The organism is Ruegeria sp. BA2, from assembly GCF_056539605.1.
The window spans coordinates 452,085-476,314 of record NZ_JBQFVE010000002.1; the positions used below are offsets into that span (position 1 = coordinate 452,085).

Sequence of the window (24,230 nt, forward strand, 5' to 3'; positions counted from 1 at the left end):
TTTAAGCTTGTGCCGGTTTGACCACGGCGATTGAGATATTGTCCTGATCCGGATCCGCCTTGGCATGCAAAGCCCGAAGCAAGGCGTCCGCAATGTCGCGGGCGGGGGATTGGATATGCGTGCGCAGCAAGGTTTCAATCTCGGAATTACTAAGGTACTGAAGCCCATCACTGCCAAGGATCAGAACATCCCCGGCGACCAACGCCAGCGGCTGTTCTGGACAATCCACCTTTGGAATCGCGGCACCCATGATGACCGAGGTCAGCTGGTTGCGATCTGGATGCGCCTGCGCCTCTTCCACGCTAAGCAAACCCTGCTCTAGCTGCGCATCAATCATTGGCGCTAGCGAGTGGTCTTCGTTGATCTGCGTCATCGCATCGTTGCGGAACAGGTAAAGCGGACTGTCACCGATCGAAATCCAGAACACACGCTGATCCAACATCAGCATGCCCAGAAGGGTGGAGCCCAGGTTGACCTCATTTTCCTCGCTATGACTGGCCATAGCGGCGTTGGCCTGCATTGCGGCCAACGGCAGAGCGTCGAGCAGTGCGCTCTCGGCAAGGTCGGGCCCATCCAACTGGGCATCCATAGCATTTCGCCAGGCAGAAATGACCAACTGCGAAGCAACTTCGCCCGCTTCATGACCACCCATACCATCAGCAACAACAACATAACCCGCGTCTGCCGCGTCAGAGACCCGCGCAGCAATCGCGTCTTCCTGCGAGTCGCGCTGACCCTGGTCCAGGATCAGGGCGATATCATATGCAGGGTTCGCCAGCATTAATCGGCATCCCGCCAGTCAAAGCCATCATCACAGAATGCGGTGAAGCGGATCGAGGTTTCGCTGATCCGGATCAGGTCACCGCTGGACAAAGCAATCGTGCTGAGCACTGGCTTGCCGTTGAGCCGCACCAAGTTGGCCTTACCACCGTGGCCCAGATAGCATTTCCGATCCTCAGGGTCATATGCAATGACAGCGTGATTGCTGCGAGAGATCCCGGTGTCGCCGAAATCCAGCTGAATGGCCTGATCGTCATTCCGACCGATCTGCATCAGCCCCTCGGTCAGGGTGACTGCAGCACCCCGTCCTGGTCCAGCCGTCACAACCAGCCAACCAACCGGGAAGGTCTGTTGGGCTGCTTCTTTTTTCTCAACGGGCTCAGCCGTTTCCATGAGCTCCTGAACATGCGTGTCTGCACGCTCGAAACCCAAAAATGTGGTCTTCACACGAGAGCGGCGATCCTCAGCAGGTGCAGGTTCGGGCGCAGGTGCAGGTGCGACCAAGGTTGGTTCCGGGGCTACGTCAACAGGCTCCGGCTCAGGTGCAGGTGTAGGTTCATCGACGATTTCCGCCTCGACCGGAGCTTCGGAAACAACTTCAGTTTCAACGGCTTCTGGTTCTTCAACGATGACTTCAGGTTCGTCGTCTTGAACCTCGTCTTCCGGGGTCAGATGAAGTGTGACAATCTGCTCGTCTTCTTCTTCAACCTCTTGAACCTCAGCCACTTCTTCTTCGGTGACCTGATCTTCGATCTGGTCTTCCGTGAACTCGGGCATTGGTTCTTCTGGGATCAGTTCGTCTGCTTCCTCGTAGCTGTCCGAGCTAACGTTTCCACCCGCAAGGGCTGCTCGCAAGGCGTTGAAATCCGCGATCGGAGCGGGGCTTTCTGTTTCTGCCGTTTCCGCAACGGTTTCAGTTTCCACCGCATCTTCTTCTTTCGGTTTTCCGGCACCTTCTAGAAGCCGGCTCAGAGGGCTTTTGTATTTAAACATGGTGTCGTCACCTTCTTTGATTTCTGATGCGGGGCTTTTCCCGCAGGACTGCTACAAACCGCTTCGCCTAAGGCGCAGGGCACTGATGAAGAGGAAACAGAGAAACATTTACGTCGCGACGAGCCGGTCCCCGACGGGATGACGCAATCGGCGGCACCCCCAGCAAACTGAAACTGGCGAAATTTACATGAACCGGGCGATCACTCCTGCGTTAGCTGCATGACCGCAGTACTTTCAGTTCCGTCGCGCAGAATATTCAGGCGCGCTTCGGGTTGGTTCTGGGAAACCAGCTGAGTAAGGATGCCATCCAAACTCTCGGGCTCGTTGATCGCGGCCCCAGTCTGGGCTTCAAGCAACAACACGTCTCCCTGCCGCAGACTACCAGACACTCCTTCTGGAACAGATGTGACAACGGTTTGCCACCCTGCATCACCGGCATGACGCACATCAAATGTATACCCGTTTGCGAGGCCAAAACTGCGGTGGGCGGGCAGTGCCAGCAATCCGTTTTGTGCACGTGTTTCACCCCGACTGCGATAGCGGGCTGCCACACGGATGTATCCGTCTGGGTCAACCGAGAAATTGTCCAGCACTTGTGAAGCAAGTGTCGCATCCGCGCGAATAGGTTCACCGTTCAGGGTGAAAATAGTCGCGCCACGCTCGACCCAATCACCGATTACCGACTTATCTTGACCTTCGTTCAGGCCATTGATCCCGATAGTATTCCCGGTCGAACTACGACGCTTGGACATCGCAAAGGGGATTTCAATGTCCCAGTGTCCAAATGCCACTTGGTTTTCTGCCAAGTTAATCGGTGTTGCGGTTTCGAGAGGTGCCACTGCCTCAGCTTCGGCAGGCGCGGCTGCCTCGGCCATAGGCTCCGTGACGTCGGGTTCCGCAACAGCAACTTCCTCAGTTTCCGGCGCTGGCGCAGAAGCTTCCGGCGCATCTTGTACCTGCTCGACAGGTTGTTTTTGCGCCACCTCTGGTTCTGATGCCAAAGCAACCTCGGCCTGTTCCGGCTCTGTTACGGCTTCGGCAGTCTGCTCGACCGGTTCCGATGCTGCTTCGACGGGCGCCGGCGTGGTCGGAGCCTCTGCAGTAACCGGAGTTGCCTCGGGCGATTGCTGATCGCCCGTCATCACGAAAAATCCACCTCCGGCCAATGCTGCCAAAACAACCGCAATACCTGCAATCATTTTACCACTGCCGCCTGAGCCACTTTTAACAACGGTGTCTACCGCTGTCATTGCCTCATCCTGAGGGGTGAACTTGGCCAGATTGTCGTCGGGCTCTTCTTCGTGCCCGAGGGTCAGATCAGCGTTTCCAGCCAGAAGAGCTGTTACAACAGCCTCGGCATTTTCGCTTTCGGCTTTGATGCGCGCTTTCTCGGCCTCTTCGTCTTTGCGATCCATGCCGACAATGACCGAAACCGGACGATACGCGAAACTGTCGAACATCACATCGGGCCCACGGAACATGCGCAGCCACTCCAGTGCTGTTTGCAATCGATCAGTTGCGTGAACCTCCATCGCTTTGTCGATCGCTTCAAGGAAGCCATCCGGATAGCCTTTGAAGCGCCCGGCAAGCGGGGTGTAAGGATCGTCCTGGCCGTTGTTGAAAGCGTTCAGTCGGGTCTGGCCATCAATCGGGCGCTCACCACTAATCGCGTGATAGAGCGTCGCAGCCAGCACATAAAGGTCACTGCTTGGGCCTTGGTCTGCACCACGCACATAGAACTCATGAGGTGAATACCCATCCTTGATCACCCGCAGTGTCAGCAAGGCCGCTGATTTGTTCGCCGCCTGCTCGCGCGCTGCGCCAAAGTCGATCAGAATGGGCTCACCATTTTCATCGATCAGGATATTGTCCGGCGAAATGTCGCGATGCAGCATGCCGCTTTGGTGAATGAACGACACCGCCGACAACATCTTTTCGGTGACTTGAATGATAAAGTCCGGACCACTCTTGTTTTCAGGGTTCTCGACATAATCCAACAGGTCACAGCCGCGGATCAAATCCATTGCGATGTAGGCTGTGTTGTTGTCTTCAAACACCTGATGCACATCAACGATGTTCGGATGCACCAGGCGCGCATGATTGCGCGCTTCTTGAATAAAGAGATCAATGATCGCGCGCAGATCATCTTTGTGATCAGGATTGGCCGGTTCTACCAGATCTCCGTTCCGCTGGCACAGCGCACCCGGATAGCATTCCTTGATGACGACATCGCGTTCCAGACTATCGCGTGCGAGGTAAGTTATTCCAAACCCGCCATTGCTGAGAAACCGAAGAATTTCGTACTGACCGCGCAGCAGTTTTGCTCCGGGTTTCAGTCCTTCGATATGAGGTTCGTCGTGCGATGCATCGACTGCCTGGTTGTGGCTCATTTCTTCCCGCCCATATTACTCGTTTTTTGCGGTATAAATTACCAGGGCTTCAGCCCACGAACTCACAACCAAACACAACCGCAGGACACTTAAGACGGTTAGACGTTTCAAATTTGACTTTATTGGGGCCGCCTGATGGCTTCACTAAGGATCAAAAATACCTGAATCGCATATTTAGTATTCTAGTTCATTCCGATCGCCATATATGGTGACCTGTTGATAATTTATTTGGATTCTATATCGCTGAAATACAAGCTTGGTCCACGAAATCGAAACAATAGCGGAGTGATTCCGATCCGTTCGAATCGCTGCAATGCGGCTCAATTAATGCGGGAAATGCTTAGGTACCGGTTTTGGAAGGTGCTGACGCGAGCGAGCTACCAGCCCAGGCAAGATTGTCACCAAGCTGCGCAAGAATGCTTACCGCATCCTTCAAGGGCGCGTCGCCGCTTTCGAATTGCAGCAGCAAAAGCAGGTCTGTGGCCTTTTCAAACTCTGCCGGAATCCAGTCTGCCTCGGGGTCGATTTCAGACCCGGACTCCAGCCTTTCGGCAAAGTCCTCGACGATTTCCTGACAGCTTTGCAAAAAGGCAGCCGGTTCAATATCCGAGCTTTCACGAAGATCGTTGTAGATGCTTGCGATCGCGGCGCGCCAATCCTCAAGGATTGGATTGTCCAGGGGGGGAAGGGAGGATTCCAGGCTTGCCTGTACGGCCTTGGTGTCCGACTCTGCGTCATTTGCAGGGGCTTCACCAGTGAGGTCTTCCAGATAAGGCAAGAACTGTTCGGCCAAATCTCTTTGAGCAGCTTCCAGGTCGTGGCGTCGGTGATCAGACGCGACGCGCAAGACCTGTTCTGCAAGGTCTTGACCGCCGCATGTTTTCCAAAGCTCAAAATCAGGTTCTGGTTCCTGCTCCATCGCGCGAACGGCAATTGGGGTACCAATTGGCACGACCGCACGGAACAGATCGCCCTTTTCCTTGTTCAGACGCGCAATTACCCGATCCAGCGAATCTCGAACCGGAGGAAGATCAGCATGTGTCACTGCGAGCAGGCTGTTATCGCGCAGTTTTTGCGGAACTTGTGACCAAAGGTGACGTTCTGTTTCACGCCAGGCGTTGGTGCCATTCGTGCACCAGATCGCGCAATCAACATAATCCAGCAAGCTCAGAGTCTGTTTGTAAGTGTCATCCAAAGCACCCGCACCGGGCAGATCAAACAGCGAAATTTCCTGCAGGGCAGGGGTGTTCAACCCGACCGAAATGAAATCGGGTTCGTCCGCTGCCGCCTTTTCCAGCGCAATGCCAGAATAGACCTTGGGTTCCTTATCCCACCAGCCAACAGTGGTTTCCGGTGTCTCGGCATAGGCCACAATGACAAGGGGCAGCTTCAGATGTTGCGGCCCTGTGGGCAGGATATCAGCCCCCGCTAACATGTTGGCAAGGCTAGACTTCCCGGCACCAAATTCCCCCGCAAAACCAATTGAAACCGCGTTCGAAAGACGCTCGGCATAGGCCAGCGCACGGGCACGCATGTCATCAAGTTCCGCCGATGAGGGCGCGTTTTCGGTGACGGTCAGGAAACGCTCCAGCTGGCGCACTTCCTTCTCGGTTCCGGGGAATTCAATCATTCTGCGGCCTCTGCCTGTCGATTATCCACGGGCGCGGCTCCATGCACCGCACCCAGTTCATCGCTTATACGACGTGCTTGGTCAACCGCACGTTGCGCTTCTGCGCGCGCATTCGACCCATCCGGGCCAGCGCGGTGTTCGAGATGCCCGGCCAGCAGCGCCAGATAGTGATCAAGAACAGTTTTCATTCGTTCTGCCAGATCACTTCTGGCGGTATCCACCAGATCATCTCCGATCATTTCAAATTCCTGAACGATCATCCGTTCGGCGCGGTTCAGGACACTGCGGCGCGAAATCAGTCGCGACAACCATGTCACGCGCAGCTCTACCGTGATGCCACGCGTCAACGCGCTTGTATCCGGTCGGAACCAGCGTACTGCACTTGTGTTCATGCGATTGTCTACCGGCTCTTGCCAACCTGGAAGGGCACGCAGGGCCGCATTGGTCTGCATATCAATCGCATAGAGTTCGCTGAGCATGCGCTGGCGTACGACTTGCGTTGCACCTTGGACAAGTTCTCGCATCCGCTCGCGCAGCGGGGTGAAGTTCAGCTCAGTATCCCCATCTTTGGCCAGCAAGGGCGATTGACCATCCGGGCCACGCACCACGATCGAAACGGCCTCGGCGACAGTGTCATCCATAACGCCACGCAGATTGGCCAGTACATCGTCCATATCACTGGTGATGGATTTGGTTTTCTCGTCAACAAGCGCCCGCAACTCTGCGAGCGTTTTGTTGTTCACCTCTACATCCGCTGTGTTCGGACCATCATTGTCCTCTACCGCGCGCAGCCGCGCTGTGCTGCGTTCCAGCTCACCCTGCGCAAAGCTGTTGAGGTGTTGCCAAGCAATGTTGAGTTGTTCTTGACGCGGTCCTTCCGTCAAAGCCTTGGTCACATGGCGACGCAGATCAGGCAGGCCAGATGCGATCATCGCGGCAAAGCGCAAAACACCCTCACGGCTGATAGGGCCGGGGCCTTGCTTGATCTCTTCGACACCCTCAAGATATTGTTTCATCTGGTCAGGGTGGGCGCGCAGCCACGCCAAAATCTGATCATGATCGATGCCGGATTCGTCACCGGTCAACGCATAATGGGCCCATTGGGCGCTGCCCATGAGAACGTCAATTTCCGAATTTCCAAGCGCTTGTTCGAGGCCGTCCAACACATCGGCACGCACCTTGGTTGCATCTTCGGCACCACCGCCCAACTCGTCCACGCGATTGATGAAAACCACGATCTGACCCAGCTCTAGCGCCTGCATTAAACGGAACAGTTTCAGGTCAGCCCGTGACAGAGCCTGATGCGCAGAAAGAACCACAACAAAGAAATCGGATTCCTTTAGATACTGGCGCGAGATTTCTTCGCGGATCAGCAGCGGGTCATTGACGCCGGGCGTATCGGTAACAGTAACCGGATATGGGAAATGGCCGATGTCGAAATAGACTTCAGCCTTGCGAGTGATATCGCTGTAAAGTCCACGATCTGAGCCGGGATCAAGTTGGCCTTCATCCGTAGGATCATCCCCGGCGCAAACATAGCGCGCCAGATCGTCCGAGTTTAGTTCGTCCAAGTCGTGATGCTGGCCGAGCAGGTGTTTATAGCTTTCACCCAAGCGCAGTTTGGCGCGGGTCTTCATCGCCTCAACCTGCTCTTCGATCATTTCGCGCTTATAGCTGTCCTCCTCATCAGGGAACATGTTGCGCAATTCTTCTCCCTCGGCGATCAGAGCCTGCCACTGGCGGTTATCGAAGAAATGGAACTCAGCACCCGAAGTTCGCCCCGAAGGATGGCCGAAATGCATGTCGGTGATAACGGTCGTCCAGGGATTAACATCTGAGGGAAGATATTCCGCCTGTCCGGTGAAGCCATTGATCAAGCGTGACTTACCCGCCTTGATCTGGCCTACGAAAGCAATCGAAGGCTTGAGGTTCGACAGGTCGTCAACAATGCGCGAGATGAAATGACGTGTTTCGTCATTGCTCATCCCATTCATATCTTCTGCGATGCGAATAAGTTCGCGGCGGTTTAATTCACTCATAAGATTTACCCTGGTAACTCATATTTTACATAATTTTGCAAAGTGGACACTATTTGGCAGGAAAGCGGTTATTCAGCGGCGCTTTTCAAGGTTTTCAGCAGGTTAACAACAGCGCCCAGTTTGCGGGCGTCATGAACGGCTGCCGCGGTTTCCTGACCGTCGCGCAAAATGGCGATACCGGCCCCTTGCCCGCCCGTGGGGCGCATGACGATCAGTTGTGGCACAGACAAAGCATCGGAACCATCAGCTTGCCAACCAGACAGATCCCGGGTGAGCCGGTCCAGTAGATCCCTGTCTGGGTGCAATGGCTGACCCTGTGCGCAAAGCCCGTCCATTTCAGCTGCGTCTTCGGTTGCCCCTACCAATACACGCCCCAGCGCAAATCGGCCCGAGCCTTCATAGAATTGTCTGGCAACGCCATCCGAATCCTGAGATGCAGCCGCAGGCTGGGATTCAGGTTCTGGGGTAGGGTCGGGGACAATGGACATGCGCGGTTCATCTGGCAACTCAATCCGGGCGCAGGCCGCATCGACTTCGGAAAACGTGATGCCCACATCATCCGCTTCAAGCGTTATATCGGGTCGTAAGGATACCAACTCCAACGGACCGGGGGCCGTCGCGATGTCGGATACCAACTGGGCCAGCCGTTCGGTCAAGTTCTCGCGTGCTTCGGTTTCAAAATCCGGTAACGGGCCCGATACACAGCGAAAAACATCCGTAATCCGAGAGCTGTTAACTTCGATGGCCAACACCGCGCCGTCTGACGCCGTAAATTCAAGGCGGCGTGGCAAGATTGTCCCTCTGATGGCGCCAAGAACTTCATCCCGACGTAGCTGCGCGCTGTTCCCAGTCAGGTGAACCGCAGGCGACAATCGCGCGACCGAAGACCGCCCGATCCCTTCGAGCATGTCCAGTATTTCACTATCCATCATGCGTGACCCCCTCTGGTCCCGTCTAAACTGCGGCCGCTACCGGCCCGAGGCTGAGATGTGACTTCGTAAGTGCCAGCCCGATATTGGCACTGTCTCGGCAAATGTAGCACACCACGTGATCAGGATATTCCTTCGTCCTGAGAAAGATGTGCAGACGATCATTTGAAAACACCGCGATTTCCCCAAATCCCGGATGGTCCGTATCGTCTATATTTGCCGAGCGCAGAAGGTTTTCGATCCCTTTCGTCCCTCGACCTTTGAACAAATTGGCGACCGCAAGCGCAAGATTTTCAAGCGCATCTGCGCTGTCCTGATCTGAGGCGTCGATCCCCAACAACATGCCTGTTTCCATGTCGATATACCCGGCTGCGATGCAGTCGGGTATTGTCTCGATGGCAGAAGCCAGAGCAGATTCAAGCGACATTCAGATGCCCACCTCTGCGATTTAACCTAGATCGCATGCCATTCCGCTCCGCCGTTTTTACGAGCTTCGGGCACCGCGCGCGGCATCACTTGGTTTCTTTTGGCGTCATGTTCCAGCGCTATCTGATCGAACTCGGTTAAGAACGCTGCAAAGGCGCTTTTGAGACCCTTCGCATCATCGGGAAGGTCTTGATGCGCGACGATTTCGCCCCACATTGCCGCTGCACTGAGAGGCGATTCAATGGGCTGATCCTCTGCAGCTTCCGCCTTGTCATCAGTTGTTCCATCAATATCTTCGCCAGACAGCTCACCGGTCAACGACACGACGCGGCTTGGCTCCAACGAATTTGAATCCGGCTCCGGTTCGTATTCTTCGGCAGAGCTTTCTGATTGTTCTGTCAACAGAGCGGTAATTGACGAGACAGAAACCTCTATGTCCGAGCTTTCTTCGGCCTCTGTCGGTGTCTCTGCCTCAGCTTCCGCAGATTCTACAGCCTCCGGTGCTTCTTCTTCTCCGATGACGATCAATTCAGCGTCGTCAGCATCATCTTCGTCATCGTCATCCATAAAGGCAAACTCATCCACGTCGGTGACGGGATTCGCCAGCAGGTTCAGATCCAGCGGATTTTCTGGTTGATCCGAGAACAAGGCGCGCAAATCCTCGTCAGCAGGTTCCGCTTCGGTCGCCATTTCAGCGCGCATCCGTTCAGCTTCTTCTGCATTTATCCGTGCGTGTTCGGTTTCCTCAGACCGGCGCTCTACACGAGCAGGGCGAACCGGAAAACTTGTAATCACTTCGTTCTCGGGCGTAGAGTCATCCTCGGTCGGTGTGACAAGCTTCAACGAAGCGTCGCCGTTTGTTTTATCCGGCCGCGATGGTTGCACTTTGGGTGCATCAGACATGGATTTATCGATCTGATAGCGTGCCAGCATTTCTGCACGGCTGTCCATTATCTGCTCGGTGATCTCAAGGAAGCTATCGACCATCTTGCCGCCGCCACTGCGTGACCAAAGTTCAGCATCACCAGTTTTGTCACGGGCCAAAATGGCATCGCGCGCCGAAAATAGGATTGTGCGATTGAACAAATGACCCGCCTCGCGGTTCACGCGTCGCAATACCTTCTGGCGGTCTTTGTGGCTCAAGGCATCCGCCCGGGTCACCAGCAACAGCGACTTGTGCTGCAACCGTTCAGGGAGCGAAACCCAGGTCGCACGTTCCGTCTCGCGCCAGGCTTGTGTCGAGTGGGTGCACCACAAAACACCATTGGCCTGACCGACAGCACGTTGCCAAACATCTGTCGAGATCTTCGGGTCCGAAATACCTGGCGTATCAATCAGGTCGACTGCTTCCAGAATATCGGCCTGAAGAAAGATGCGAACGAATTGAGCGTCATTGACGCCAACCTGTTCAAGCTGATCCAACTCGATGTTCTGGGTACTCCCATCATGGCGTTTGACATAGGCGGGCCGATTGCCCCAGCTGAACCATATCGGCGGCAACTGGGTTGCGGTGACCTGTGTCGGCAGAGCCTGCTTGCGCAGCAGGAAGTTCATCAACGTCGATTTGCCTGCACTGAATTCCCCCATAAGCGCAAACACAGGTTTGCGGCGGGACCACTGCTCGATGCGGTTCCAGGCCTTGGGAGAGACGAAGCGGGTTTGTGATTCTTTTACCATAACTCTTCTTATGCTGCTTCGTTACTAAGGTCTTTCAGGATGTCGCCCAGAATATCATCACGCGATTTCTGTGGCTTTTGCTCGCTCAGCTGTGCTGCTGCCCTGTCGGGCGACTGCGAGATGCTGAGCAAAGTATCTTTCTGTTCGGCCATAAAGTCGGTCAGCGCGGCGCGCACATTCTCTAAGACTGCGGCGATCTGATTTTCCTCAATGTCCTTGGTGATCGAGTTTGCCTCGGACGCGATCAGACGTGTGTAGTCTGCGGCATAGGCTTCAAACCCCTTGCGACGTTGCCACCAACGACGCCACCAAGTACTTTGCAGATCAAGCGCGATGGTGCGCCCGATACCCAGTGGAGGCGGGACACGCGGCACGATAGGCGCTTCGATACTGAATTCACCCAGATGATTGCCCAACAGTTTCTGGTACAGCGCCTCAACATCCGCAGCCGCAGTCGAATAAAGTGCGCCGGCATCCTTTCGCATGGATCGCGCAAAGCTAAAGTAAGCCGCCTTTTGCAAAGTACGCAGGCCAGCCGGATCATATTGCCAAGTTCCCTGCTCGCCATTTTGTTCCAAGTGTGAAATCAGCGAATCCGTCGCGCGTTTGACGAAATTGGCCTCGGCGGATGTCAGTCGCTCCAATACTTTGTCACGCAGCTTGGTTGTCAGCTCCGAGACTTTCTTTTCGTATTCTGACGAAACCTTGGCGATTGCCTCTTCTGGTGAGGCACCATCCAGATCCCGAACAATGCCGTCCGAGTTTGAGAGCGTCTTGGCCACTGCCGTCGCCCTAATCTGGCTGGCTATGTTGCGTGCACGATGGCGGACACGATCCAGCAAGCGCGTTCCCGCACCCTCAGCGATCCGCTCATTCATGGCAAGCAACAAATCTGGTAGGCCCGACAGCGCCCAAATTTTGTCCAGCGACGCAGCCTGATCGCCAAACCCGGCAGCGAGGTAGAACGTATTCAGAGCTTCGCGCGAATCTTCGGTCAGAATATCCGGATTTCCGGTCAATGCGGCCTCGGCCCATAGCGCACTGCCAAACACGACGCTTGTATTTGTGTCGATGTTGTTCTGCTTCAGCGTATCCTGAATTCGGTCGCGGATCTCAGGCACTTGAGTGACCGGATCAGACAGCTCATCAATGCGGTTCACGAACAGGATTATCTGACGGTTTTCGAACTGCGCGATGATCCGCATCAGCGCCATATCCATAGTGGTCAGCGCCTGGCTGGCGGCCAATACGACAACGCACACCTCTGACCCTCGCAGGCTGCGCAGGGTAATCTGTTCGCGAACCATAAAGGTATCGTTCACACCCGGCGTATCGCAGAGTTTAAGCGAGATTGGATATTGCGGGATATCCATATAAAGCTCGGCAGACTTCGTGACGTCTGCAAACCGACCAGTTTTGGGGTCGATATCCGGATCGTCCTCATCCCCGAGGCAGACATACCGCTGAATCAGTTCATCGTCGAAGTAATCATACTGATGGCTTTGTCCGAGGATCAGATCAAAATGTTTACCAAGCCTTTCTTCGGATTTGGCCTTCATTTCTCCGATCTGACGACGAATATCATCCATTTCATCATCAGCGCCTGCGCGGTTGGCCAACTCACCCAGACGGCCGCCACCAACCATAAGGTTGTCCCATTCTTCTTGCTCAAAGAACGTGAACTTGGACCTGGTATCGCCCTCGGTCCTTGTATTGATATTCAGCGTGGTCACCACAGATGTCCACGGGTTTACATCCGAGGGCAACAGGTTCGGTCGCCCTGACAAAATGTTCACAATCGATGATTTGCCCGCCTTCACCTGCCCGACCAGCGTGACGCTGGCGGTGAAGTGTTCCATTTTGGTCTTAAGCGCAGCAAGCCGAGCGGAAGAACGCGCATCCGCCACCTCTGTCAATTGGTCGATCTGCGTCGTCAGCGAGGTCATGGCCTCTGTCATTTCGGACAGAGCCTCGTTTCCTACAGACAGAAGGTGGTCGTTACGCGCCATGGTCAGCCTCCGGTACCAGTTGCAGCGATGTGGTCCCCTGCCCCGTCAGGCAGGCACGCAAGCGTGTCGATTCGTGCGATCAGGTCCAACGCATTACCGAGAATCGCAGCCTCGGTTCTTGGAGAGATCGATTCATACGCAAAGGAGTCAGCCAGCACTTCGATCGAGCTGAAGCCTTCACCGTTCTCCAGACAGGCCACGCGTCGACCGGTCGGGAAATCTTCGGATTTGTTGGCAGGCAGCGGCATGCGAGCGTTGGCCAGCAAGTAACGATTGCCCGAGTGTGTTCTGAGTGCGACGCCGAAACCCGTGCCAGGATGCTGACGGTTCAAGGTTTTCAGTTCGCCAATAAAGCTCTCGCGGGCAAGACTGACAGCGTCTTGCTCGGAAGCAGCGGATTTGATCTGGTTGGTCACGATAGAGACCCTTGTTCTGGAGTTGAGCAGAAACTCGCACGGTGCCCGAAGGCAAAAAGACTCATTAACTCCTGCGCCCAATCAATTACGATTACCGCGGTGTTATTTTGACGCGAATAGGATATTTTGACGTTTGAATTGTGGCGCAATTATGGTGCGGCCCCATGGAAAAGCCTCAACCCTAGATAGAAATCCACTTACGCGTTTGAGCTTTCAATGAATACAGGCAGGCCAAAACTTTTTCGAATCGCGAGACGAATGACTTCGCGATCGCCTTCGCAAACTTGATCTATACCTTTGTATTTTATGTATAATGTCGATAAACTTGGCTTAGAACGAATTGGCGAAGAGCCATTCTGAGCCACGCGCCCGGCACGAACAAATAGTTCAGCAAAAACACTTTGGTATACTCACAGGATTCGACTACTCAACGTATGAGAGTTAAATCACATGACCTAACGCAGATTCAATGTTCCCTATTTGGAAACAAATAACGGGTTAAAATTTGATGCGTGAAAAGTTCATCAGCTAGGCAAAATAATCCGCTTCGCCCCCACCAGACTCACATTCTTCAAGGTCATCAGGCTCATCGCCGTCTAAGCATGGCTGGATCGTGTTGAGAGCAACAGGAAACTGAGCGCCTCAAAGCAGCGCGCGATTGTTTCCTTTTTCGGGGCAATATTCTTCTATTTTTGGCAATTTTACCTCTCGCACTCGCTCAAAAGCTTTGCTATTCAGCGCGTCGTCGTGATGCTTCGGCATCTGACTGCGGGTGTGGCGAAATTGGTAGACGCACCAGATTTAGGTTCTGGCGCCGCAAGGCGTGGGGGTTCAAGTCCCTCCACCCGCACCAATACCTTATTGTAGATCGAGGTTGGCTATTGGCGTTGTTGTTTACACGCCATAGCGGGCCATGAACATGTCGACGGCCTGTAATGCGACCTCATCGATTTCTTGCTGACTAAAGTTATTCTGGATACCAAACGCAGCACGAACCCAGAGCCTGACTTTGCACAACTCAGAGAATTGCTCGGCTGCAATGTTTACGTCTTCTACCGCCAACTCTCCTTTGGCGACGGCCTTGCTCAGGTATTCCGCCATCTGGCGCTGCCCGTTCTGAGGTCCTGCATCGTAAAATGCGCGACCGAGCTCCGGGAACCTGTCGCGCTCGGCCACGCAGATGCGGAAAACCTGCTGCGCAAAATCCGAGACGAGAAAGGCGGTAAGCTGCGTGGCGGCAATGGTCAGGACCTCACGCACTGGTTTGGTCTCGTCGATCATCGCGAGGACGCGCTCGGACATCAGTCGACACTCGGTTTGCGCAACCTCGGTAAATAGCAGGCGCTTATCAGGAAAATAGCTGTACAGCGTCGCTTTCGAGACACCCGCAGCGCGCGCAATATCGTCGACGCTTGCGCCTTCAAACCCGTCCGCCATGAACACTTCTCGAGCCCCGCGCAAGACCTGGTCAAATTTCCGGCCAGTACGCAGAATGGTGGCGGCTTGGGTCATGATGTCTCCTGAAAGTGATATCCTGCAACACTATAAACCGTTCGGTTCAGTTTCAACGCTTTTCGCCCCCATCAAGTTTTTATCACAATGTTGCGGCTGCAATTGCGCGATGCGAGACAATGGCCTTGAGACCCTCAGCATCCGTGCTAACACATTGTCATGGTCGAGATATTTCTGCGCACCCTACCTTTTTTTGCAATCATCGGCCTGGGCTACTGGGCTGGGCGCAGTCGCTTTTTTCCACCCGAAGCGACAGCATATCTTACCAAATTTGTGTTTTTCTTTGCCTTATCGGCGATGTTGTTTCGCTTTGCGGCCACTTTGCCTTTTGCCGAAATCTTCAACGGTCGCTTGGTGATCGGGTACTTGATCGGCACAGCAGGTGTTTATGCCATTGCAACGATAGTTGCCTACTTGCGTGGGCTGGATGTCCCCACCGCTGCGGTCGAGGCCCAGTGTGCAGCCATCGGAAATGTTGGATTTCTGGGCCTGCCCATGCTTGCGCTTCTGTTCACCGAAGCTGCCATAGGCCCAGTTATGCTGGTTCTGACTGTTGATCTGGTCGTGTTCTCATCGTTGATCGTGATCTTGATAAACGGAGGCAGGGACGGTCGTCTTAGTTTTGGAACTATGCGCTTGATCGGCATTGGCTTGCTGAAAAACCCGATGATCCTTTCAATATCTGCTGGCTTGATCTGGTCGGCGTTAGAGGTGCCCGTCCCCGCCCCGTTGAATGATTTTCTGACCATACTGGGCGGCGCTGCTACGCCAGGAGCACTGTTTGCGATTGGCGCTTCACTGGCGGACAAATCAGCTGAACGGATTCAAATTGCGGGCTGGCTAAGCTTTTGCAAACTGGTTCTGCATCCACTCTTCGTGGCTCTTGCGGTGATTTGGCTAATCCCGGTCAGCGCGTTCCCGGCGATGGTCGCAATTGCGGCGGCGTCACTTCCGGTGGCGGGGAATGTTTATATTCTGGCTGCTCATTATGGCGTGGCGGCACAACGTGCATCCGCCGCTATATTGTTCTCAACTATGGTCAGCATTTTGACTGTTCCGTTTGTGATCGGCTGGTTCAGCGAATTTTGATCCTCATCCTCTTGGAAAATTGCGCATACCGGTGATGCCCGCACTTTACGCCGACGCTGCCGGACGTTAGCCATGGCGCAGACACAACGTGAGGATCAGCGCGATGGAAACCCTTTCGGAAAATGCCTGTTTTGGTGGTGTGCAAGGCGTCTACCGCCATGCGTCCTCGGCTTGCAAATGTGACATGACATTTGGCCTTTTCCTTCCGGCCGAGGCCAAGGACGGCCCCGTTCCAGTTCTTTGGTATCTATCTGGTTTGACCTGCACCCATGAAAACGCAATGACCAAAGCCGGGGCGCAAGGCTGGGCGGCCGAGCAAGGTATCGCGCTGGTGTTTCCCGACACATCGCCGCGTGGCGAAGGTGTGCCCGATCACGAAGATTACGACCTTGGTCAAGGCGCTGGGTTCTATGTAAATGCTACACAGGAGCCTTGGGCCCCTCATTTCAACATGTGGGACTATGTTGCCGAGGAATTACCCGCGCTGTTGGCTGAGAATTTTGCAATCGATGCAGACCGTCAGGCGATCACCGGGCATTCGATGGGCGGACACGGCGCATTGACACTGGCGATGAACCTGCCTGGGCGCTACCGGTCAGTATCGGCCTTTTCGCCGATCTCGAACCCGATGGGGGCTGATTGGGGCCGCAAACAACTCAGCGCCTATCTCGGCGACGATGAAGCGGTATGGGCGAAACATGATGCGTCCGCGATGATGAAAAGCGCGGGATTCGATGGCCCTGTGCTGATCGACACCGGTGCACACGACCAGTTCATGGATTTGCTGCGCCCCGAGGCGCTGGCACAGGCCATAGCCGAACGTCGTCAGCAGGCAACCTATCGCCTACAGCCCGTCTATGATCACTCATACTATTTCGTGTCCACGTTCATGGAAGATCACATCTCGTTCCATGCCGAAGCGCTGTACGGGGATTGATGCATGAGCAAATATGACTATGACCTGATCATCATCGGCTCGGGTCCTTCAGGGCGTGCGGCGGCAATACAGGCCGGAAAACTACAGCGCCGAGTACTGGTGATTGACCGCAAAGACCGTTTTGGCGGCGTCTCGGTCCATACTGGCACGATCCCCTCAAAAACTTTGCGCGAGACCGTGCTGAACCTGTCGGGCTGGCGCGAGCGCAGTTTTTATGGGCGTTCCTACCGGGTCAAAGATCAGATTCGGGCCGAGGATCTGAAGGCGCGACTGCACATGACACTCGATCACGAGGTCGATGTGTTGGAACATCAGTTCAACCGCAACCATGTTGAAACGCTGAACGGGCTCGCAACGTTCACAGGGCCGCACGAGGTAGAGGTTGCGACCGATGCAGGCGAAACCACGCGCCTGACGGCAGCCAAATTCCTGATTGCGACAGGCACCAAGACCTATCGACCTGATTACGTGCCATTCAACGGCAAAACCGTTGTCGATGGGGATGACTTTCTTGAAATGGAGGAAATCCCGCGTTCGCTTTGCGTGATCGGTGCAGGGGTGATCGGTGTTGAATATGCCACCATGTTCTCGGCGCTTGACGTGCGGGTCACGCTGATCGAGCCGCGCGAGACGTTTCTGGATTTTATCGACAAGACACTGATCCATGACTTCACGCATCAGATCCGGGAAAATGGCGTCGATCTACGATTGGGATCGGCCGTCGAGAGGATCGAAGATGCAGGCGGCCATGTCGAGGTGACGCTGGACAATGGACGTCATGTGCGGGCTGAGATGCTGTTGTTTGCGGCTGGACGCATGGGCGCAACTTCAGCCCTTAATCTTGACGCGGTTGGTATTGAAACAGACCACCGCAACCGGATCAGTGTCGACCGCAAGACCTATCAAACCTCGGTGCCACATATCTATGCAACGGGGGATGTCATCGGGCATCCGTCGCTGGCCTCCACGTCATTGCAACAAGGACGGGTCGCGGCCTGCCACGCGCTTGAGACGCCAACCTTGCCGGAAAGCCCCTGGTATCCGTATGGAATTTACTCGGTTCCCGAAATTTCGACCTGCGGTATGTCCGAGGAAGAGCTGCAAGAGCGTGGTATCCCCTATGAGGTCGGCGTGGCTAGATTCCGCGAAACCTCGCGTGGGCACATCATGGGGCTCGAACATGGCATGCTGAAAATGCTGTTCTCGCTCAAGACCCGCCGGGTTCTGGGGGTGCAGATTGTCGGCGAAGGAGCAACCGAGTTGATCCACATTGCACAAGCGGTGCTGAACCTGAAAGGTACGGTGGATTATTTCGTGCAAAACACGTTCAACTATCCCACCTTGGCAGAAGCCTACAAAATCGCGGGGCTGGACGCGTTTAACCGGATGCCCATCCCCGACGAATTCAAGGTCCGAAAATCGGCACCAAAGGCCAAACCTACCGCAAAGGCCAAAGAGGCGTGACGACGCTTTACATCGATGGTGACGCCTGTCCGGTAAAAACCGAAGCCGAACGGGTCGCGATGCGGCACAAAGTGCCGATGGTTCTGGTCTCGAATGGAGGATTGCGGCCCTCGGCCAACCCATTGGTGCAAGTGGTGATCGTTGCCGCCGGAGCGGATGAGGCCGACAAATGGATCGCCGAACGCTGTGGCACCGGTGATATTGTCGTAACGTCTGACATCCCGCTGGCCGCCAAGTGTGTTGAGGCCAAAGCACGCGTGTTGCGCCCTAATGGCGAGGCTTTCACCGCAGCCAATATTGGCCAACAACTGGCCATGCGCGATCTGATGGCTGACCTTCGCGCCGCAAACCCGCTTGGATCCGGCGGTGGCGGCAAGCCATTTTCCAAAGCAGACCGGTCGCGATTTCTGGACGCTCTGGAACGGGAAATACGTGCAGCTTTGCGCGGGTAGTGCTCCCGCCTGTCAGATGCGCATCTTCCCGTTGGGCCGGGCAGCGCGTACCGCGCTGCGGTTGGCGCTTGCATCTCTTGCAAGCACTTGGTTCATTCGGCGTTGAATGATGAAAATTGGAACATAAGCATGGCCATCGAAGCTGTTGTATTTGATATCGGAAACGTACTGATCGAATGGCAACCCGAGCGTTATTATGATCGCGTGATCGGAGAGGATCGTCGCCGCGCCATGTTTGCCGAGGTCGACCTGCATGGGATGAATGATCTGGTGGATCAGGGACATCATTTCACGGATACAATTTACGAATGGGCCGAGAAATACCCAGAGTGGCGTGATGAAATCCGAATGTGGCATGACAATTGGATTGAGCTAGCTGCGCCCGAAATCCCGCATTCAGCGCGACTGTTGCGTGCGCTCCGCGTTAACAAGGTTCCGGTTTTTGCCTTGACCAATTTTGGGGTACAGAATTTCGACTATGCGACCACTGTCTATCCGTTTTTGAACGAATTTGATCGCGTCTATGTCTCGGGCCGGATGAAAGCGGTGAAGCCGCATGCGCCAATTTATGAAATGGTCGAAGCCGATTGCGGCATCGATCCAACCGCCTTGCTATTTGCTGATGACAGGATCGAAAACCTTGAGGCGGCTCAGGCGCGCGGATGGCAAACCCATCATTTCACCGACCCCGAGGGCTGGGCCGATCGGTTGGTGTCAGAGGGGCTGTTGACCAGAGAAGAGGCCACTTAGTTCAGGCCGCTGCGCCAGTCGGCGCACGGTTTTCGCGGATGGGAAGATGAATGATGGCGCTGAAAGCTCCGATAGCGACACCGATCCACCACACCATGGTATAATCACCAAATTGATCGTACATACGTCCGCCCAGCCAGATCCCCATGAAACTGCCGATTTGATGGCTGAGGAAGACGATCCCGTACAGCGTGCCCATGTACCGGACACCATAAAGATGCGCGACCAGACCTGAGGTCAGAGGAATAGTCGCCAGCCAAAGTGAGCCCATCACCAGTGAGAATGCAATAACGGACAAGGGTGTGATCGGGATCACGATAAAGGCCGCTGCGGCAAGTGTCCGGCCCGTATATACCGCTGCAAGCAGATATTTCTTTGGAAAGTAGTTTCCTGCCCAGCCCGCCAGAAGCGTTCCGCCAATATTGGCCAACCCGATCAATGAAATAGCAATAGCGCCTAGGGCCGATGTTGTCGTGATACCCATGGAATACAGCAGGCCCCCGGGCTGGATTGGGCCACACATTTCAGTGACGAAGGCCGGGAAGTGGGCGGTGATAAATCCCAACTGATAACCGCAGCTGAAGAAGCCAATCGCAATCAGAGAATAAGAGGGATCGCGTAACGCTTTGGCCAGAATTTGCGCCATGCTTTCTTCAAGCGCCACCTTGCTGGCTGGATGAGGCGCGCGCATGAAAGGCATGGTTAGTATCAGCGCAAGAATGGCCACTGCGAAGACAAGGAAAACCTGCTGCCAGGGCAGAAATGTCAACAACCATTCGGCCGTGGGCGCGCCTATAACTTGACCAAAACTGCCCGCCGCCGTCACAACCGCCAATGACATAGATCGGTTCGCATCGGTCGACGCGCGACCAACAACCGCTAGAACAACACCAAAACCTGTTCCGGCGATCCCGAACCCCACAAGCCACGCATACATCTGATGCTCAAAGGGTGTGACGGACCAAGCTGACAGGACTATGCCCGCCGTATAGGTCAGCGCACCTAGAATAATGGCCCGACGGTCCCCTATCTTTTCTGCGATGGCTCCGAATATCGGTTGCCCGATTCCCCACGCTAAATTCTGAACGGCAATCGCCATTGAGAATTCTGTTCGCAACCATCCGAACTCGTCCGCGATGGGGATCTGAAACACGCCAAACGACGCGCGCACCGCAAAGCTGACGGTGATAACAATGCAGCCGACGATTAGGATCGGGTTCAACAGGCGAGTGGTTTGGGGCATCAAGGCTCCGGTAATTGGTATTGGAAGATTTACCGGCACGCCACCGTGCGTCAATTCAGGAGTTTTGCGATACCAGTTCAGCAAAATTGATGTGTCAGTAAAAAAGGTTTCTTTTCAACCTACGAGCCGGGCGGTATGGCTCAAACTATGACGGATTTGATTTCGCATTATGAAGATCTTATCGCCGACGGGACATTGACCCGGGACGATGCGCAAGAGGCTGTCCTGCCGCGGTTTGATCGAATTCGCGCAGCACTGGCAGAACCGGTAAAGCGCGGGTTCTTCCGCAAGGCGCCACCACCGCCCAAAGGCTTGTATCTTTGGGGGGGCGTTGGGCGTGGCAAGTCGATGCTGATGGACATGTTTGTTGAGACGCTGGGCGATATCCCTGCACGCCGAGTCCATTTCCACGCGTTCATGCAGGAAATACACACAGGGCTACACAAAGCACGAGAGGATGGCGTCGAAGATGCACTGGCACCAGTAGCAGAGGCTGTCATCAAGTCTGTACGTGTGCTGGCCTTTGACGAGATGCAGATCACCGACATCACAGACGCAATGATCGTAGGCCGGCTGTTTGACCTACTGCATCAGGGTGGGGTTGTTGTCGTGACGACTTCGAACCGGCACCCTGATGATCTGTACAAAGACGGGCTGAACCGGCAGCTTTTTCTGCCCTTCATCCAGCACATCAAAGAGCATCTTGAGGTGTGGGAACTGGTGTCGCCCACGGATTATCGGCAGAATCGGCTTGAAGGCTCGCCGGTGTATTTCTCCCCGATCGGACCCGAAGCCCGCGAGAAAATCCGCACCGTTTGGACTGATCTATCTGGTGGGCCAGCCGAACCGCTGGCCTTGCAGGTCAAAGGCCGCGAAGTTGTGCTGCCCGCCTTTCGCAATGGCGTAGCGCGGGCGTCATTTTACGATCTGTGTGGGCGGATGCTGGGGCCCGGGGACTATCTGGCTATCGCAGACGCACTGAAGGTGCTTGTGTTTGAGGATATCCCACGTCTGTCACGTAACAACTTCAATGAAGCCAAGCGCTTTGTTACCCTTATTGATGCGCTCTATGAGGCCAAGGTGCGGCTGATATGTTCTGCCGCCGCCGAACCAGAAATGCTGTATGTCGAAGGGGAAGGCACGTTTGAATTCGAGCGTACAGCTTCAAGGCTGCGCGAGATGCAGGACAAGGATTGGGGCACGTAGGGGCTCTGCCCCCGTCCAGCCCTGATCGGGCTGGCCTCCCCCGGGATATTTTTGGCCAGATGAAGAATCAGGCGTTTTCTCGGAGGATATTTCCCGCGAGATAAAGCGATCCGCATATCAAAACCCGCGCGTCCGGTGTCTGTGCGGTGATCACTGCCAGTGCCTCTGCGACACTGTCGGCTGTCGTCGCAGCTAGGTTCACCTTGGCAGCGGCTGTGGCAGTTTCGTCGGCGCTCAGCGTGTTCTGCTCACCAGGGATCGAAACAGCCGTAAGACTGTCGGCCTTTTGAGCCAGTGGTGCGAGATAGCCGGTGATGTCTTTGGTATTCAACATCCCGCAAATCATATGCGTAGGCCGCTCTGGCAATGAGGCCAACACATCCGCCAGCGCGATTCCTGCCGCAGCATTGTGACCGCCATCCAGCCAGAGTTCAGCCTGCGGGGCCTGTTCAACCAGAGGGCCGGTTTTGAGCCGTTGCATACGCGCGGGCCATTCCGCTTTGGTAACCGCGGCCTCATACGCGTCATCGCCCATTTGCAGGTGGCGTAACACGGCCAAGGCAGCACCTGCGTTTTCAATCTGATGAGCCCCCAAAAGATTTGGCATCGACAGATCGCGCAAACCGGTTTCGTCCTGATAAACCAGTCGTCCGTTTTCCGTATGCACATGCCAGTGCTGCCCGTGGACCATCAGCGGTGCACCCAGACGGGCAGCGGTATATTCAATAACCTCTAGCGCTTCGTCCTGTTGAGGGCCAACAATACAAGGAACACCCGGCTTGATGATCCCGGCTTTTTCAGCGGCTATCTTTCCCAAGGTGTTGCCAAGAAATTGTTCATGGTCGATCGATACCGGGGTGATCACCGTCAATTCAGGCTGCTCAATCACATTGGTGGCGTCCAGACGTCCACCCAAGCCGACTTCGAGCAAAGTATAGTCAGCCTTTACGCGTGAGAATGCGAGCAAAGCGGCGCAGGTTGTGATCTCGAAATATGTGATGTTCTCACCACCGTTGGCGGCGTAGCACTCATCCAGCACGGCGGTCAGGTCTGGCTCGGAAATCAACTCGCCGCCCAGTCGAATCCGTTCGTGAAACCGCGCGAGATGGGGCGAGGTGTAAGCATGGACCGAGCGCCCTGCCCCCTCTAAGCCTGCCCGGATCATGGCTTGAGTCGACCCTTTGCCATTGGTTCCAGCAATATGAATGACCGGAGGCAATTTGGTCTGTGGATTGTCCAATGCCGCCAGCAAACGCCACACCCGATCCAAGGTCAGATCAATGATCTTGGGGTGTAACGCCATCATCCGATCAAGGATGACATCCGAAGTTTGAGTGGTCATTTTTCGACCGCGCCCTCGGCGGGCGTTTCTTTGGTGCCTTCTTCCGGTTTAGGCGCAGGCAGATCGCCTTTGACCGCAGGTGGTTGGTTCATCAGCATCCGGGTGATGGTGATCAACTCTTCTCGCATCTCAGTACGCTTGGTCACGCGGTCGAGCATGCCGTGATCCAAGAGATACTCGGCACGCTGGAAGCCCTCAGGCAATTTTTCGCGAATGGTCTGTTCGATCACGCGGGGACCGGCAAAACAGATCAAAGCATTGGGTTCAGAAATGTGGACGTCCCCCAACATGGCATACGATGCGGTCACGCCGCCGGTGGTCGGATGGGTCAGCACGACGATGTAGGGCAGGTTTGCCTCTTTAAGCATTTCAACTGCAACAGTCGTCCGGGGCATCTGCATCAGGCTCAGAATGCCTTCCTGCATTCGTGCACCACCAGCGGCCGAGAATAGGACGAGCGGGCGTTTCAGCTTCACCGCCTCTTGCGCAGCGGCAATGATCGCATTGCCCACATACATGCCCATCGACCCGCCCATGAACGAAAAATCCTGAGCGGCCGCGACAATCGGGGTGCGCCCGATCTCACCAACAGCGACCAACATTGCTTCTTGCTCGCCGGTCTTTTTCTGGGCTGCTTTCATGCGGTCGGGGTATTTTTTCTGGTCCCGAAACTGCAGAGGATCATCTTTGGGGGCCGGAACATCAACTTCTGAGAATATGCCGCCGTCAAACAGATGCGTGAACCTGTCACGCGGCGTGATCGCCATGTGATGGCCACACTGGGTGCAGACATTCTGGTTCTCTGCAAGTTCGCGGTGGAACAGCATGGTTCCGCACTCATCACACTTGTGCCAAAGATTTTCGGGCACTTCGCGGCGCGAGAAGATCGAGTTGATCCGGGGGCGGACGTAGTTTGTGATCCAGTTCATATCGGAACCTTGATAAT

At 55.1% G+C, this 24,230-nt stretch carries 20 protein-coding genes and 1 tRNA gene; 7 read left to right on the forward strand and 14 right to left on the reverse strand.

Annotation, left to right across the window (positions count from 1 at the left end; translation table 11 throughout):
• Position 1 precedes the first annotated feature (1 nt).
• The 10 genes from ACR0NN_RS06670 to ACR0NN_RS06715 form a co-directional block, all read right to left on the reverse strand.
• Complete coding sequence (locus ACR0NN_RS06670) at positions 2–781, reverse strand: protein phosphatase 2C domain-containing protein (protein WP_170723365.1); 780 nt, start codon at positions 779–781, stop codon at positions 2–4.
• Entirely contained in the window at positions 781–1,773 is a 993-nt protein-coding gene (locus ACR0NN_RS06675) for an FHA domain-containing protein (RefSeq protein ID WP_170723366.1), read from the reverse strand. The genes ACR0NN_RS06670 and ACR0NN_RS06675 overlap by 1 nt, the downstream gene beginning before the upstream one ends.
• A 200-nt stretch (positions 1,774–1,973) precedes the next feature.
• Positions 1,974–4,163: a serine/threonine protein kinase gene (locus ACR0NN_RS06680; protein WP_170723367.1), complete on the reverse strand. Its 2,190-nt coding sequence runs from the start codon at positions 4,161–4,163 to the stop codon at positions 1,974–1,976.
• Between the two features lie 340 nt (positions 4,164–4,503).
• On the reverse strand, positions 4,504–5,793 hold the full coding sequence (locus ACR0NN_RS06685; protein ID WP_480684170.1) for a dynamin family protein: 1,290 nt from the start codon (positions 5,791–5,793) through the stop codon (positions 4,504–4,506).
• Entirely contained in the window at positions 5,790–7,832 is a 2,043-nt protein-coding gene (locus tag ACR0NN_RS06690; RefSeq protein WP_170723369.1) for a dynamin family protein, read from the reverse strand. The genes ACR0NN_RS06685 and ACR0NN_RS06690 overlap by 4 nt, the downstream gene beginning before the upstream one ends.
• 68 nt (positions 7,833–7,900) lie before the next feature.
• Positions 7,901–8,764 (reverse strand): hypothetical protein, encoded by an 864-nt coding sequence (locus tag ACR0NN_RS06695; RefSeq protein WP_170723370.1) that lies wholly within the window; start codon positions 8,762–8,764, stop codon positions 7,901–7,903.
• Between the two features lie 22 nt (positions 8,765–8,786).
• Positions 8,787–9,188 (reverse strand): hypothetical protein, encoded by a 402-nt coding sequence (locus ACR0NN_RS06700; RefSeq protein WP_170723371.1) that lies wholly within the window; start codon positions 9,186–9,188, stop codon positions 8,787–8,789.
• A 26-nt stretch (positions 9,189–9,214) separates the two neighbouring features.
• On the reverse strand, positions 9,215–10,864 hold the full coding sequence (locus tag ACR0NN_RS06705; RefSeq protein WP_170723372.1) for a dynamin family protein: 1,650 nt from the start codon (positions 10,862–10,864) through the stop codon (positions 9,215–9,217).
• A gap of 8 nt (positions 10,865–10,872) precedes the next feature.
• Complete coding sequence (locus ACR0NN_RS06710; protein WP_170723373.1) at positions 10,873–12,873, reverse strand: dynamin family protein; 2,001 nt, start codon at positions 12,871–12,873, stop codon at positions 10,873–10,875.
• Positions 12,874–12,875: 2 nt separating this feature from the next.
• The gene (locus tag ACR0NN_RS06715) at positions 12,876–13,289 is read right to left on the reverse strand and encodes a hypothetical protein (RefSeq protein ID WP_170685678.1); all 414 of its coding nucleotides are present in this window, start codon (positions 13,287–13,289) and stop codon (positions 12,876–12,878) included.
• A gap of 768 nt (positions 13,290–14,057) precedes the next feature.
• Here ACR0NN_RS06715 and ACR0NN_RS06720 point away from each other — a divergent pair.
• Positions 14,058–14,142: transfer RNA gene (locus tag ACR0NN_RS06720), tRNA-Leu, on the forward strand.
• Positions 14,143–14,183: 41 nt separating this feature from the next.
• Here ACR0NN_RS06720 and ACR0NN_RS06725 read toward each other — a convergent pair.
• Positions 14,184–14,801, reverse strand: coding sequence for a TetR/AcrR family transcriptional regulator (locus ACR0NN_RS06725; protein ID WP_170685694.1), 618 nt, complete (start codon positions 14,799–14,801; stop codon positions 14,184–14,186).
• A gap of 159 nt (positions 14,802–14,960) precedes the next feature.
• Between ACR0NN_RS06725 and ACR0NN_RS06730 the strand changes: the two genes are divergently transcribed.
• From ACR0NN_RS06730 to ACR0NN_RS06750, 5 genes are all read left to right on the forward strand, one after another.
• Positions 14,961–15,890 (forward strand): AEC family transporter, encoded by a 930-nt coding sequence (locus ACR0NN_RS06730; protein WP_170723374.1) that lies wholly within the window; start codon positions 14,961–14,963, stop codon positions 15,888–15,890.
• A 103-nt stretch (positions 15,891–15,993) separates the two neighbouring features.
• Positions 15,994–16,827 (forward strand): S-formylglutathione hydrolase, encoded by an 834-nt coding sequence (fghA, locus tag ACR0NN_RS06735; RefSeq protein ID WP_170723375.1) that lies wholly within the window; start codon positions 15,994–15,996, stop codon positions 16,825–16,827.
• A gap of 3 nt (positions 16,828–16,830) precedes the next feature.
• Positions 16,831–18,291, forward strand: coding sequence for a Si-specific NAD(P)(+) transhydrogenase (gene sthA / locus ACR0NN_RS06740; RefSeq protein ID WP_170685697.1), 1,461 nt, complete (start codon positions 16,831–16,833; stop codon positions 18,289–18,291).
• Entirely contained in the window at positions 18,288–18,743 is a 456-nt protein-coding gene (locus ACR0NN_RS06745) for a YaiI/YqxD family protein (RefSeq protein WP_170685698.1), read from the forward strand. Before sthA ends, ACR0NN_RS06745 begins: the two co-directional genes overlap by 4 nt.
• A 129-nt stretch (positions 18,744–18,872) precedes the next feature.
• Entirely contained in the window at positions 18,873–19,493 is a 621-nt protein-coding gene (locus ACR0NN_RS06750; RefSeq protein WP_170723376.1) for an HAD family hydrolase, read from the forward strand.
• 1 nt (position 19,494) lies between these two features.
• On the opposite strand, the gene ACR0NN_RS06755 is transcribed toward ACR0NN_RS06750, so the two are convergent.
• Positions 19,495–20,736, reverse strand: coding sequence for an MFS transporter (locus ACR0NN_RS06755; RefSeq protein WP_170723377.1), 1,242 nt, complete (start codon positions 20,734–20,736; stop codon positions 19,495–19,497).
• 147 nt (positions 20,737–20,883) lie between these two features.
• Between ACR0NN_RS06755 and zapE the strand changes: the two genes are divergently transcribed.
• Positions 20,884–21,942 carry a cell division protein ZapE gene (gene zapE / locus ACR0NN_RS06760; RefSeq protein WP_170723378.1) on the forward strand — a complete coding sequence of 353 codons (1,059 nt, stop codon included), beginning with the start codon at positions 20,884–20,886 and terminating at the stop codon, positions 21,940–21,942.
• A 67-nt stretch (positions 21,943–22,009) separates the two neighbouring features.
• Here the strand turns inward: zapE and ACR0NN_RS06765 are convergent, their stop codons facing one another.
• Entirely contained in the window at positions 22,010–23,284 is a 1,275-nt protein-coding gene (locus ACR0NN_RS06765; RefSeq protein WP_170723379.1) for a bifunctional folylpolyglutamate synthase/dihydrofolate synthase, read from the reverse strand.
• Positions 23,281–24,213, reverse strand: a complete 933-nt coding sequence (gene accD, locus ACR0NN_RS06770; protein WP_170685703.1) for an acetyl-CoA carboxylase, carboxyltransferase subunit beta — start codon at positions 24,211–24,213, stop codon at positions 23,281–23,283. The genes ACR0NN_RS06765 and accD overlap by 4 nt, the downstream gene beginning before the upstream one ends.
• Positions 24,214–24,230 lie beyond the last annotated feature (17 nt).